Origin of the sequence: Gluconacetobacter takamatsuzukensis (assembly GCF_014174275.1) — a bacterium.
In the GTDB taxonomy this organism is placed as follows: domain Bacteria; phylum Pseudomonadota; class Alphaproteobacteria; order Acetobacterales; family Acetobacteraceae; genus Gluconacetobacter; species Gluconacetobacter takamatsuzukensis.
Map to the genome: position 1 here is coordinate 213423 of NZ_JABEQK010000005.1, position 12935 is coordinate 226357.

At 68.7% G+C, this 12935-nt stretch carries 13 protein-coding genes; 8 read left to right on the forward strand and 5 right to left on the reverse strand.

The annotated features are described in order from the left end of the window. The first annotated feature begins 7 nt into the window (after positions 1–7). The 6 genes from HLH27_RS08770 to HLH27_RS08795 are packed head-to-tail and all read left to right on the forward strand — an operon-like array spanning position 8 to position 4320. Positions 8–1987 carry a heme lyase CcmF/NrfE family subunit gene (locus HLH27_RS08770; RefSeq protein WP_182949628.1) on the forward strand — a complete coding sequence of 660 codons (1980 nt, stop codon included), beginning with the start codon at positions 8–10 and terminating at the stop codon, positions 1985–1987. Next, the gene (locus tag HLH27_RS08775; RefSeq protein ID WP_338029871.1) at positions 1984–2562 is read left to right on the forward strand and encodes a redoxin domain-containing protein; all 579 of its coding nucleotides are present in this window, start codon (positions 1984–1986) and stop codon (positions 2560–2562) included. Before HLH27_RS08770 ends, HLH27_RS08775 begins: the two co-directional genes overlap by 4 nt. A gap of 8 nt (positions 2563–2570) precedes the next feature. Then, positions 2571–3035, forward strand: coding sequence for a cytochrome c-type biogenesis protein (locus HLH27_RS08780; protein WP_182949695.1), 465 nt, complete (start codon positions 2571–2573; stop codon positions 3033–3035). A 16-nt stretch (positions 3036–3051) separates the two neighbouring features. Beyond that, positions 3052–3771 carry a c-type cytochrome biogenesis protein CcmI gene (gene ccmI / locus HLH27_RS08785; protein ID WP_182949696.1) on the forward strand — a complete coding sequence of 240 codons (720 nt, stop codon included), beginning with the start codon at positions 3052–3054 and terminating at the stop codon, positions 3769–3771. A 28-nt stretch (positions 3772–3799) separates the two neighbouring features. Beyond that, positions 3800–4108 (forward strand): hypothetical protein, encoded by a 309-nt coding sequence (locus HLH27_RS08790; RefSeq protein WP_182949629.1) that lies wholly within the window; start codon positions 3800–3802, stop codon positions 4106–4108. Between the two features lie 50 nt (positions 4109–4158). After that, on the forward strand, positions 4159–4320 hold the full coding sequence (locus HLH27_RS08795) for a DUF1674 domain-containing protein (protein ID WP_182949630.1): 162 nt from the start codon (positions 4159–4161) through the stop codon (positions 4318–4320). Between the two features lie 24 nt (positions 4321–4344). Here the strand turns inward: HLH27_RS08795 and HLH27_RS08800 are convergent, their stop codons facing one another. The 3 genes from HLH27_RS08800 to HLH27_RS08810 all read right to left on the reverse strand — a co-directional run bounded on the left by HLH27_RS08800 (position 4345) and on the right by HLH27_RS08810 (position 6600). Beyond that, positions 4345–4866 (reverse strand): hypothetical protein, encoded by a 522-nt coding sequence (locus tag HLH27_RS08800; protein WP_182949631.1) that lies wholly within the window; start codon positions 4864–4866, stop codon positions 4345–4347. 218 nt (positions 4867–5084) lie between these two features. Then, entirely contained in the window at positions 5085–5291 is a 207-nt protein-coding gene (locus tag HLH27_RS08805; protein WP_182949632.1) for a (2Fe-2S)-binding protein, read from the reverse strand. A 136-nt stretch (positions 5292–5427) separates the two neighbouring features. Further along, the gene (locus tag HLH27_RS08810; protein ID WP_182949633.1) at positions 5428–6600 is read right to left on the reverse strand and encodes a serine hydrolase domain-containing protein; all 1173 of its coding nucleotides are present in this window, start codon (positions 6598–6600) and stop codon (positions 5428–5430) included. Positions 6601–6705: 105 nt separating this feature from the next. Here HLH27_RS08810 and HLH27_RS08815 point away from each other — a divergent pair, with 105 nt between their 5' ends. Further along, positions 6706–9417 (forward strand): M16 family metallopeptidase, encoded by a 2712-nt coding sequence (locus tag HLH27_RS08815; RefSeq protein ID WP_182949634.1) that lies wholly within the window; start codon positions 6706–6708, stop codon positions 9415–9417. 207 nt (positions 9418–9624) lie between these two features. Continuing rightward, the gene (locus HLH27_RS08820; RefSeq protein WP_182949636.1) at positions 9625–10392 is read left to right on the forward strand and encodes a hypothetical protein; all 768 of its coding nucleotides are present in this window, start codon (positions 9625–9627) and stop codon (positions 10390–10392) included. 222 nt (positions 10393–10614) lie between these two features. On the opposite strand, the gene HLH27_RS08825 is transcribed toward HLH27_RS08820, so the two are convergent. Both HLH27_RS08825 and rpsA read right to left on the reverse strand, forming a co-directional pair. Further along, a complete protein-coding gene (locus HLH27_RS08825) occupies positions 10615–11001 on the reverse strand; it encodes a nuclear transport factor 2 family protein (RefSeq protein WP_182949638.1) in 387 nt (128 codons plus the stop codon). Between the two features lie 188 nt (positions 11002–11189). Then, the gene (gene rpsA, locus HLH27_RS08830) at positions 11190–12905 is read right to left on the reverse strand and encodes a 30S ribosomal protein S1 (RefSeq protein ID WP_182949640.1); all 1716 of its coding nucleotides are present in this window, start codon (positions 12903–12905) and stop codon (positions 11190–11192) included. Positions 12906–12935 lie beyond the last annotated feature (30 nt).

Consider the following 12935-nt stretch of genomic DNA (forward strand, 5'->3'; position numbering starts at 1 on the left):
CTGACACATGACTCCGGAACTGGGAAATTTCGCCCTCGCGCTGGCCTGCTGCCTGGCCGCCGGGCAGGCCGTGCTGCCGATGGTCGGCGCGCGGCGCCGCGATCCGCGCCTGATGGCGCTGGCCCCTGCCCTGGCCATCGGGCAGCTTCTGGCGCTGCTCTATTCCTTCGCGTGCCTGATCGATGCCGCCATCAACGACGATTTCTCGGTCCAGAACGTCGCGGCCAACAGCTCGGTGGCCAAGCCGCTGCTGTACAAGATTACCGGCGTGTGGGGCAATCACGAGGGGTCGGTGCTGCTGTGGGCGCTGATCCTGGGCCTGTGCGGCGGCGCGGTGGCGCTGTTCGGCCGCGACCTGCCCTCGGCCCTGCGCGCGCGGGTGATCGCGGTGCTGGGCGGGGTGTCGGCGGGGTTCCAGCTTTTCTGCCTGACCACGTCCAACCCGTTCGACCGGGTGTGGCCGGCGCCGATGGAAGGCCAGGGGATGAACCCGCTGTTGCAGGACCCCGGCCTGGCCTTCCATCCGCCCATTCTCTACACCGGCTATGTCGGGTTCGCGGTGCCGTTCGCCTTTGCCGTCGCGGCGCTGATCGAAGGGCGGGTCGATGCCTCCTGGGGCCGCTGGGTGCGCCCGTGGGCGGTCGCGGCCTGGTGCTTCCTGACCTGCGGCATCGCGCTGGGGTCGTGGTGGTCGTATTACGTGCTGGGCTGGGGCGGCTATTGGTTCTGGGACCCGGTGGAAAACGCGTCGCTGATCCCGTGGCTGACCGGCACCGCGCTGGTCCATTCCGCCATCGTCGTGGAAAAGCGCGAGGCGCTGAAGATCTGGACCGTGCTGCTGGCCATCGGCACCTTCTCGTTCTCGCTGTCCGGCACCTTCCTGGTGCGTTCGGGCATTCTCAATTCCGTCCATGCCTTTGCCAACGATCCGGCGCGCGGCATCTTCATCCTCGGCCTGCTGGGGCTGGTGATCGGCGGGTCGCTGCTGCTGTTCGCCATCCGCGCGCCGCAGTTGACGGCGGGCGGCGTGTTTGCCCCCGTGTCGCGCGAGGGGCTGCTGGTGCTGAACAACATCCTGCTGTGCTCGATCTGCGCGGTGGTGCTGACGGGCACGATGTATCCGCCCTTCATGTCGCTGCTGTTCGGCAAGACGATTTCGGTCGGCAAGCCGTTCTTCGACGCCACGGCAGCGCCGATGGCGATTCCGCTGATGGCCTTCATGGGGCTGGGGCCGATGATGCCGTGGAAGCGCGCGCAGCTTTGGCCGGTGCTGCGCCGGCTGTGGTGGGCCGGGGCCCTGACCGTGCTGGCCTTCGCCGTCGCGGCATGGCAGGTGCGCGACCTGCTGCCGCTGCTGGCTGCCACCGGCGCCGTCTGGGTCATCGCCAGCAGCGCCACCGACATTGTCGAGCGCATCCGCCTGTTCCGCATCCCCCTGGGGGCGAGCTGGCAGCGCGCGCGCATGCTGCCGCGCGCGGCACTGGGTGCGGCGCTGGCCCATGCCGGCGTCGGCGTCAGCGTGCTGGGGCTGGCCGCGATGTCGCAGGCGCAGCACCGCATCGTCGAGGTGCATGTGGGCCAGACCGAAATGCTGGCCGGCGACGCCTGGACGCTGACCGAGGTGCGCGCCGCGCCGGGCCCGAACTACACCGCGCTGATCGCGACGATCGAGGTCCGGCATGACGGGCGGCTGGTCACGGTGCTGCATCCCGCCAAGCGCACTTTCGCCAGCCAGAACCAGACGACGACGGAGGTGGCCATTCATACCAACCTGATGTCCGACCTGTATGGCGTGCTGGGCGACCGGCACGGCATCGGCACCCAGGCGACGTACGTGCTGCGCCTGCATTACAACCCGCTGGCGCCGTGGATGTGGCTGGGCGGGCTGATCATGGCCCTGGGCGGTGTGCTGTCGCTGTCCGACCGGCGGATGCGCGTGGGCGCGCCCCGCCGCGCCGCGACCGCCGGCCTGGTGGCGACGTCGTGACCGGCGATACATCGCCGCCGGACCTGACGCGCCGGCGCCTGCTGATGGCGGCCCCGCTGGTGGTGGCGGGGGGCGCCGGGATCGCGTTCTGGCGCATGCTGTCGGGCATGCGCCAGGGATCGTTCGACCCGCACGACATCCAGGCCCCGGCGCTGAACCGGCCGGTGCCGGATTTCGCCCTGCCCGACCAGTTGCCCGGCCAGGGCTTCGGCGCCGCCGACCTGCGGGCGCTGAAAGTGCCGGTGCTGGTCAATTTCTTCGCCTCCTGGTGCATTCCCTGCGTCGCCGAGATGCCGCAGCTCAACGCCCTGAAGGCCAAGCTGCCGATCTGGGGCATCGCCTACAAGGACAAGCCGGCCGATGCGCTGGGCTTTGTGCGCCGGGCGGGCAACCCCTATGCGCGCATCGCCAGCGATCTGGCGGGCATGACCGCGATCGACTGGGGCGTGTCGGGCGTGCCGGAATCGTTCCTGATCGGGCCCGGTGGCGTGATCCGCTGGCATTCCGCCGCGGCACTGGATGCGGCGACCGCGCACGACATCCTGCTGCCCCTGGCCGCGAGCCTGCGGGCATGAAGGCCGCGATGCGCCGGCTGGCCCTCGTGCTGGCCACCCTGCTGGCCGTGACGGCCGGCCTGTCGCCGCTGGCCGCCGTGGCGGTCGACGACCCGTCGGAAATGCTGCCCGACCCGCATCAGGAAGCCCGCGCCCAGGCCATCGGGTCGCAATTGCGCTGCCTGGTCTGCCAGAACGAATCGATCGAGGACAGCAGCGCCGGCCTGGCCCGCGACCTGCGCCACGTGGTGCGCGAGCATGTGGCCAAGGGGGAGAGCGACCGCCAGATCATGGACTGGATGGTTGGCCGCTACGGCAATTTCATCCGCCTGAAGCCGCCGCTGACCGTCGGTACGGTGCTGCTATGGCTGATGCCGGTCCTGGCCCTGCTGGTCGGCGGTCTTGTCGCCCTCCTGTCCTTCCGCCGCGCCCGCGGTGCCGGCCCCGCGCCCCTGAGCGACGACGAGCGCGCGCGCCTGACCGACCTGACCTGACTGCGCTGAGATAATGATGATCTGGATTGGCATTTTCCTGCTCAGCGCCGTGGTGCTGCTGCCTTCTCTCCTGGCCTTTCGCCACACCACGCGCCTGCGGGACGAGCGGGAAGCGGCGCTGGTGCTGCTGCGCGCCCAGCTTGCCGAGCTGGACCGCGACCGGGAATGCGGCCTGATCGCCGCCGGCGAGCATGAGGGCGCGCGGCTGGAAATCCAGCGCCGGCTGCTGGCGTCGGACGCCGCCCCCACGCGCGGCATCGGCCGCGCCGCCACCGCGCCGGTCGTGCTGGTCTGCCTGCTGCTGCTGCCCCTGACCGCGACGGGGCTGTACCTGCTGTTCGGCCATCCGTCGCTGCCCCCGCAGCCCCTCGCCCCGCGCCTGCTGGCGCAGAAGGCGCAGGACAGGCGCGATGACGGGCTGCTGGCGGAATTGCGCGCCGGCCTGGCCCGCATGGCGCCGGAGGACCCGAACCGCTTCCAGGGTTTCCTGCTGCTGGGGCAGGCCGAGGCGGCGCGCGACCATTATGCCGCGGCGGCCGAAGCCTGGCGCGAGGCCATGACGATCCGCTTCGTCCCCGAAATCGCCGCCCGCGCCGCCGAAGCCCAGACCCTGGCCGACGGCAGGGTGACGCCCGAAAGCGCCGCCCTGTTCCGCCGCGCGCTGGACGCCGCCCCGGCCGACGCGCCCTGGCGCATGGCCGCCCAGCAGCGGATTGCCGAATCCGAACATCAATAGCACCCGCGGCGACCCACAGGGGACCATCATGATCGAACCCATCGCCGGCACCGTCGAGCAATGTCCGTTCTGCCACCGCACGATACGCGGCACGGTCGAGATCTGCCCCCATTGCGGCGCGGAGCGGCGCTTCGGCCCCACCCTGCGCGAAAGCCTGCTGACCTTCGCGGTCGGGGTTTCGGTCGGCCCGGTCTTCATGCTGATCATCGGCGCCGGCGTGCAGCTGGCGGTCCTGGCGGCGGCGATCGGCGGGCTGCTGGGCTTCTTCGTCGCCCATTCCCGCCATGCCGGCGATCGCTGGATGAAGCCGCCCGCCGGGTGGACACCGCCCGAGTGATCACACGCCCGTTTCTTGCCTGGGGCGGAAAGTCGGGCCAAGCTGGGGGCATGACCAGCACCGATACACATGACGACGCGCCCTCGCCCGCCACGCCGGCGGCCGACGCGCCCGAAACCACGTCCGACGCCAAGGAATATGGCGGGCCCAAGGAAAAGAAGCCCACGCGTTATGGCGACTGGACCGTCAAGGGACGCTGTATCGATTTCTGAGCGGACGGGGGGTGAGGCAGCCCCTTACAGGCTGCCCTGTTCCTGCATGCGGCCGAAGCGGGCGCGGGCGGTCTGGCGGTGGCCGGGGGGGCGGACTTCGCACGAGATCAGGTAGATCCCGGCGACGAAGATGATGTTGGCCAGCGAATTGAACCACAGCGCGATCTCGAAATGCGGGGGCGCCGTCGCGCCCTGGTAGAGCGCATAGACCGCAAACGGGATCGAAAGCGGCCGCATGCCCGCCAGCATCACCCGCAGCGGGTTCATATGGCCGGGCCGGACCATCGGCCGCACCCGGTTGATCCCGACATAGAATGCCAGCCCCAGGCACCAGACCAGAACATTGAACATCGCGTCGCTGAGCGACATGTGCCCGATCACGATCATCGCGACGATCGACGCCGCCGACAGCATGATGGCGCCGAACTGGAAGCTCATGCCCAGGGCCAGGGCCGGCAACCGCTCGGGCAGGCGATCGGCGAAAGGCTGGAACACCCGGTCCAGCAGCCAGACGTCGAACTGATTGATGCGATCACCAAAAGACATGCGGATCTTGTATCAAGGCCGCCCCGCCGCCGCACCCCCGAAATGCGCACCAGGGGCGATCGAAGGCGCGTTTCGTCCTCGAAGCGGGCTTTCAGAAGCTGTTTGAAAAGTCGGCCGGCTGGGCGAGAGTGCCGTGCAGCGGCCTTGATGGCCGTGAGCACCGAAGCGCAGAAAATGCGCGAAGGACACGCCGGCAGGGTGACTTTACAAACAGCCTCTCAGATCGCAGGCAGGGCGTCGGACGGCGCCATTTCGGCCCGTGCCTGGATCGCGCGGCGCAGCAGGCACAGCACGCCCGGCACGCAATTGCCGCACTGCGCGCGGCATCCGCGGGCCGCATAGATCTCGCGGGGGCGGGTGGCGCCATTGTCCACCGCGCGTTCCACATCCTGGTCGGTCAGCATATTGCAAGAACAGACAAACATCAGGCGTCTCATCTCCGTGCCCGTCCCTTCAAGCATGGATGATAATAGTTCGCAATAGCATTCTCATCTGAGAATCGCATATGCGATCCACACTGACCGCGGAGGTCGTCCGCCGCCGCCCCCCTGCCCGCCGGCGCTATCGGGCGCCGTAGACCGCGTCGCGCACCGCGTCGGGATAGGCACCCGCCATGCCGGCCAGCGCGGTGTTGCTGAGCATCACGATCGCCACGCCGCGCGCGGGATCGGCGATCCATTGATGGCCATAGACGCCGCCCCAGGTGAAGCCGCCCGGCGAAACCGGGGTGCGCGCCCGTGCCGGGTCCCGGACCACCGCCGCGCCGATGGCGAAGCCCATGCCGGCGTTCATCGGGCCCATCGGCAGGTCGCCGATCGCATTCTGCCCGAACAGGGCGGCGCTTTCGGGCGACAGGATCGGGCCGCCGCCGCTGCACAATGCCTCCACGAAGGTCAGGAACTCCTCGGCCGTGCCGACCATGCCCGCACCGCCCGAGGGGTAGGAGCGCGGGTCCAGCACCCGGTCGGGGGCGAACACGATCTCGCTGACCTTGCCGCCGCCAAGCTGGCGCGGCATGACGTAGCGCGCGCCCATCGCCACCGGAAGCGGCCGCCCGTCGGCATAGGCCGGGCAGAGTGCGGCCGGGTCGGAGACCGCAAAGCCGGTGCGGGTCCAGCCCAGTTTCGCGCCGACATGGCGCTGCACCAGTTCGGGCAGCGTGGCGTCGCCCGCGCGTTCCAGCACGCCGCCCATCACGTCCAGCGCCAGCGAATAGGCCCAGCCCGTGCCGGGCGCGAACAGCAGCGGCACCGATGCCAGGCGGGCCAGATTGTCGGCCAGCGCCATGCCCGGCTCGGCAATGCCGTCGGAAATTCCGGCGCCGGTATAGGGATTGTCGTCGCGCGGGAAGGCGAAGCCGTAGGACAGGCCCGCCGTGTGCGTCAGCAGGTGCCGCAGCGTGATCGTGGGCACCGAGCCGTCGGCGCAGGCGGGGCGGAAGTCGGGCAGGAAGCGCGTGACCGGATCTTCCAGCGCCAGCGCGCCCTGTTCGGCCAGTGCCAGGGCCACCGCCGTGACCACCGGCTTGGTCAGCGAGGCCAGGCGCAATTGGGTGTCCGGGCCCATCGGCGCGTCGGCCTCGCGATTCGCCAGGCCGGCGGCGCGGCGCACCACCGTCTTGCCGTCCACCGATACCAGCACCGTGGCGCCCACCAGCCGTCCGCGCGCCACGGCTGCGTCCATCACCTGGCCGACACGCGCATCCATTCCCGCAACCGGCATGGCCTCACTCATCGCATCCTCCCTCTTCCGCCGCGTTCCGTTGCATGGCCGTCCCCCGGTTTCCACCATGGCGCCCTGCGTCTACGCTGTCCGGGTCAGCAGGAGTACCAGCGAATCATGACAGCGCGACTGGCCACCACCGCATTAAGCCTCTCCCTCGCCCTTCTGGCCATGCCCATGGCACAGGCCCGGGCCGAGGCGCCGCCCGCCCGGCCCGTGGTGGCATCCGGGGCGACCGTTGCCGACAATGCGGTCCGCGCCACCCTGCCCAACGGGCTGCGCGTGGTGGTGGTGCGCGACCGGCTGGCCCCCGTGGTGACGACCGAGGTGAACTATCTGGTGGGCTCCAGCGAGGCGCCCAAGGGCTTTCCCGGGACCGCCCACGCGCTGGAACACATGATGTTCCGTGGCAGCAACGGGCTGGACAAGGACCAGCTTTCCGCCATCGGCGCGCGGCTGGGCGGCAGCTACAATGCCGACACGACCGAGAACGTGACCCAGTATTTCTACACTGCCCCGGCCGAGGACCTGGACGTGATGCTGCGCATCGAAGCGCTGCGCATGCGCGGGCTGACCCTTGCGGCCCCCGACTGGGAGAAGGAGCGCGGCGCGATCGAGCAGGAAGTGGCCCGCGACCTGTCCAGCCCCAGCTACCAGTATCTGACCCGCCTGCAATCAATCCTGTTCGCCGGCACGCCCTACGAGCAGGACGCGCTGGGCACCCGCCCCTCGTTCGACAAGACCGACGCCGCCCTGCTGCGCCGCTTCTACGATGCGTGGTACGCGCCCAACAATGCCATCCTGGTCATTGCCGGCAATGTGGACCCGGACCATGCGATCGAGCGGGTGCGGGCGATCTTCGGCGATATCCCGCGCCGCGCGCTGCCCGAGCGTTCGGCCGTGCGGCCGGGGCCGGTGACGGGGCAGACGCTGCATTTCCCGACCGATTATCCGGTCGGGCTGGCGACCGTCGCGTGGCGCATGCCCGGCCTGCGGTCGAAGGATTACGCTGCCGCCCAGATCCTAGCCGATGTGCTGACCAGCCAGCGCGGGGCGCTGTATGAGCTGGTGCCGTCGGGCAAGGCGCTGTTCGCGGGCTTCGAATTCGCGCCCAAGGCCGAGGCCGGCATCGGCATCGCGGTCGCGGCCTATCCCCGCACCCAGGACCCGGCCCCGCTGCTGGCGGAGATCAACGGCATCATCGCCGCCATCCGCGACAAGGGCGTGCCCCCCGATCTGGTCGAGGCGGCGCGGCGAAAGGAGCTGGCGCAGCTCGGCTTCTCGGCCAACAGCATCAGCGGGCTGGCGGAAACCTGGTCGCAGGCGCTGGCGGTGATGGGGCTGGACTCGCCCGATGCGCAGGGCACCGCCCTGCGGGCCGTCACGGTCGAGGACGTCAATCGCCTGGCCCGGCAGATCCTGGACCCGCACCAGGCGGTGACGGCGCTGCTGACGCCCGAGGATTCCGGCCACCCGGTCGCCGGCAAGGGCTTCGGCGGGTCCGAATCCTTCGCCACCCCGCCCGACCACCCGGTGGCGCTGCCCGACTGGGCGCATGAGGCGCTGTCGACCGTGACCCTGCCGCCGCCGGTCGGCCTGCCCAGCGTCTTTACCTACCCCAACGGGCTGCGGCTGATCGTCCACCCGGCGCATGTCAGCCACACCGTGTCGGTCTACGGCCAGATCCGCCAGAACGCGAACATGCAGGAGCCGAAGGGCCAGGACGGCATCGCCGCGATCACCGAGGACCTGTTCAGCTACGGCACGCAGTCCCTGGACCGGCTGGCCTTCCAGAAGGCGCTGGACGATATCGCCGCCACCGAGAGCGCCGGCCCCGGATTCAGCGTATCGGTTCTGACGCCCGATTTCGAAAAAGCCGTGCGCCTGCTGGCGGATAACGAAATGCACCCCGCCCTGCCCGACCGCGCGTTCCAGGTGGTGCGCATGCAGACGGCGCAATCCTATGCCGGGCTGCTGAGCTCGCCCAACTATCTGTTCGGCCGCGCGGTCAAGGCCGCCGTGTCGCCCGCCGGCGACCCCACGCTGCGCCAGCCCGATCCCCAGCGGATCATGACGCTGAAACAGGCCGACGTGCAGGCTTTCTACGCCGGCGCCTACCGGCCCGACCTGACGACCATCGTCGTGGTGGGCGACGTGACCCCCGAACAGGCGCATGAGGTGATCGGCCGCACCTTCGGCGCCTGGACCCGGCCTGCCGGCCCCACGCCCGCGGTCGACCTGCCGCCCCGCCCCGACAGCCGCGCCTCGCGCACCCAGGTACCCGACCGCACCAGCGTGCAGGATTCCGCGATCCTGGCCGAGAGCCTGGGGCTGACCGCCGCCCATCCGGACCATTTCGCGCTGACGGTCGGCAACGAGATCCTGGGCGACGGATTCTCCTCGCGCCTCTATCGCGACCTGCGGGTGCGCACGGGATATGTCTATTCCGTCAGCAGCAATTTTTCCTGGTCGCGCCATCGCGGCGGCTACAGCATCAGCTTCGGTGCAGACCCGGACAAGGTGGGCCGCGCGCGCGATGCCGCGCTGCATGACCTCCAGGCGTTGCAGGACCAGCCCGTGACCGATGCCGAGTTGACGCTGGCCAAGGCGTCGCTGCTGCGCGGCTTGCCGCTTTCCCGCGCCAGCCTGGATTCGATCGCGGCGGAAGACCTGCATCTGGTCGAGCTGGGCCTGCCGCTGGATACGCCCGACCGGGCGGCCCATGCCTATTACGACATGACCGCCGCCGCCGTGCAGACCGCCTTCCGCACCTGGATGCGCCCGCACGACATGGCGGAGATCGTCAAAGGCCCGACACCCGCGCCCTGAAAGCCTGAGGAGTTGCACGAAGACGTGGGGGCCGGTCCATGCGCCAATACTGGACCGGCCCGTCTCTAATTGCGGACATTACGCGCCCGCATCGGCCGCCGTGCACGCCCCGCGTGCCGGCGTGCAGATGAATGTTTTATTTCATCTCTTCAGCCCAATCGCCCGGTATCCGCGCGCGGGCGCGCCTGTGCCGCCGGGCTGTTTTCCATGACGATTACATGGGTTGAAGGCATGTTATTTCCAGCTCAGAAGATCAGGACCGGATGTAATCACAGACGCTTCATGTCCGGATCAAATGCAGAAGGTGGTTCAGAGCCGGTTATGCCAGATACGCCAATGCTGCCCCTCCTCGTTGGCGTGACGGGCCATCGGGACATCAGAACGGATGCCCTTCCCATCATTCGCCGGCGCATTCGCGAAGCCCTGCAAGGATTGATCAAACTCTACGGGGCCCGGCAACTGCAATTGCTGACCGCGATGGCAGGCGGCGCCGATCTCGAGGCCGCCGAGATCGCGCTGGAACTGGGCATACGGCCTGTCTGCCTGTTTCCCATGGAGCCGGAACGGTACCGGGAGACGCTGAGCGAGGCGGATCGCCCCCGGTTCGACAGGCTGCGCGCCGATGAGCGCATCGCCCTGCAAGTGACCCTGCCCCCGGTCGCGAGAGCGGCGCACAGGGCGGCCGGCGACGGGTTCCGGCACGATGCGCTCCAGGAACTGTCCGGCGCCATGCCCGACACGCTGGTCCCGGCGGATGCGGTCAATACGCTGAAATCCTACCTCCCGAACGGCCTGTCACCGACCGACGCCCAGGCGATCCTGCGAGGTACCGATAATTTCTATGCCAGCAGCCTCGGCCTGATCGCGCCGCACCTCGCGCCGATGTCGGCGGCGGATGCCGCGCAACTGACGTCCCCGATCGCCGGAACCATGGATGGCGCCATGTGGTTGAAGAAACTCAGCCGGCGCGGTTGAGAGCTTGTTGTCGTTGGGTGCGAGAAGCCGGGCTCTGCCCGGACCCGGCAGGGCCTGAGGCCCTGCACCCCAATCGTTTGAGTACGACCGGGTTCCCAAAGGGCGACTGCCCTTTGGCGGGTTTCAGGGCGGAGTGGCCAAGGTTCCGTCGGCCGGAACGGCCGATGGAAAGCCAACGGAGGGGGGGCCCTGACCTTCGTCGGCAACGCCTCATAACAGCGCTTAACTCAGATCGACGATCCGGATGAGTTTTCCGTCGGCGATGGTCATGAACGAGGCGCCGCGCATCGTCGTTTCCACCCCGGCTTTCATCGGCCCCAGATCGACCGCCGGCGTGCCGGTCCATGCGATTTCCAGCGCGACGCTGTCGCCGTTTACCACCGCCGTCTTCACGGTCTGGTTGCGGTGCACGAACAGATTGGCGGCCTGCGTGGCCAGCCGGGCGAATGCGTCCCGCCCCTCGATCTTCAGGGATTGGCCGGCGTTCGAGACATTTTCGAACACCACCCCATCGGCCACGCAGGAAGCGAGCGTGGCGACGTCCTTGCGGTTATAGGCATCGAGATAGGTCCGGATAATCGCCGGCAGCGTCATGACCCAGGCTTTCATGAAATGCGTGCGCCACCATGGCAGCCGGAGCCTGCGGCGTCTGCCGAATTGTCGCCACGGGTCCCATGCAGCGCATGCAGGGCACGCCTGCCGCCCGGCCGTGCGCGTGCAGGCCGCGCATAAAGAAAAAGGGCGGTGCCGTTTCCGGCACCGCCCCTTTCCCTAGTTCGATCCGTGAGTGGGATCGATCAGGCGTCGGCGTTCCGACGACGGATCGCGGCGCTCAGGATGTCGCCCAGCGAGGCGCCGCTGTCGGACGAGCCGTACTCGTTGATCGCCTGCTTGTCTTCCTCGACCTCGCGGCCGCGGATGGTCAGGGCCAGCTTGCGGGCCGCGCGATCGACCGACACGATCTTCGCATCGACCTTCTCGCCGACCGCGAAGCGCTCCGGACGCTGCTCGGCCTTGTCGCGCGCCAGCTCGGCGCGGCGGATGAAGCCGGTCAGGACGTCGTCGACCTTCACCTCGATGCCGTTCGACTGCACGGCGGTCACGATGCAGGTGACGATCGCGCCCTTCTGCACCTTGCCCAGCGCGTCGGCGGCGGGGTCTTCATGCAGCTGCTTGATGCCGAGCGAGATGCGCTCCTTCTCGACGTCGACATCCAGCACCTTCGCCTGGACGACCTGACCCTTTTCGTAGTGGGTCATGGCGACTTCGCCGGCTTCGTCCCACGACAGGTCGGACATGTGGACCATGCCGTCGATGTCCGCGGACAAGCCGATGAACAGGCCGAACTCGGTGATGTTGCGGATCTCGCCCTCGACCGTGGAGCCGATCTTGTGCTCCTCGGCGAACTGCTCCCACGGGTTGCGCTGCACCTGCTTCAGACCCAGCGAGATGCGACGCTTGCCGCTGTCCACGTCCAGGACCATGACGTCGACTTCCTGCGAGGTCGCGACGATCTTGCCCGGATGGACGTTCTTCTTCGTCCAGGACATTTCGGAGACGTGCACCAGACCCTCGACACCCGGCTCCAGCTCGACGAACGCGCCGTAGTCGGTGATATTGGTGACGCGGCCGGAATAGCGGGCACCCGGCGGATACTTGATCGCCACGTTCTCCCACGGATCGGCCTCGAGCTGCTTCATGCCCAGCGAGATGCGCTGCGTATCCGGGTTGAAGCGGATGACCTGCACGCGAACCGGCTGGCCGATCTGCAGGGCCTCGGACGGGTGGTTGATGCGCTTCCAGGCGATGTCGGTGACATGCAGCAGGCCGTCCACGCCGCCCAGGTCGACGAACGCACCGTAGTCGGTGATGTTCTTGACCACGCCGTCGAGGATCATGCCTTCCTTCAGGCCCTGGATCAGCTCGCTGCGCTGCTCGGCGCGCGTCTCTTCCAGCACCGCACGGCGCGAGACCACGATATTGCCGCGCGCGCGGTCCATCTTCAGGATCTGGAACGGCTGCGGCACGCCCATCAGCGGGGTGACGTCGCGCACGGGGCGGATATCGACCTGGCTGCCCGGCAGGAAGGCCATGGCGCCGCCGAGGTCGACGGTGAAGCCACCCTTGACGCGGCCGTAGATCGTGCCGTTGACGCGCTGGTTGTTCTCGAACGCCTTTTCCAGGTTCGTCCAGGCTTCCTCGCGACGCGCCTTCTCGCGCGACAGGACGATCGAGCCGTCGCGGTCTTCGTACCGTTCGACGAACAGTTCGATGACGTCACCCGGCTTCACGTCCGGGGACACGCCCGGCGGGCCGAATTCCTTGAGGGCGACGCGCCCTTCGCTCTTGAGGCCGACATCGACGATGGCGAATTCGTCGGTCAGGCGCACGACGCGGCCGGTGACGACCGAACCGTCGAACGCGGTGTCGCGGCCGAGGGTCTCGTCCAGCAGGGTCGCGAAATCTTCACCGCCGAAATGGTCGGTGGCAGACTGTAAGGTGGCTGAAGCCATGAGGTACCGTAAATCCTGTCTCCGGCACGG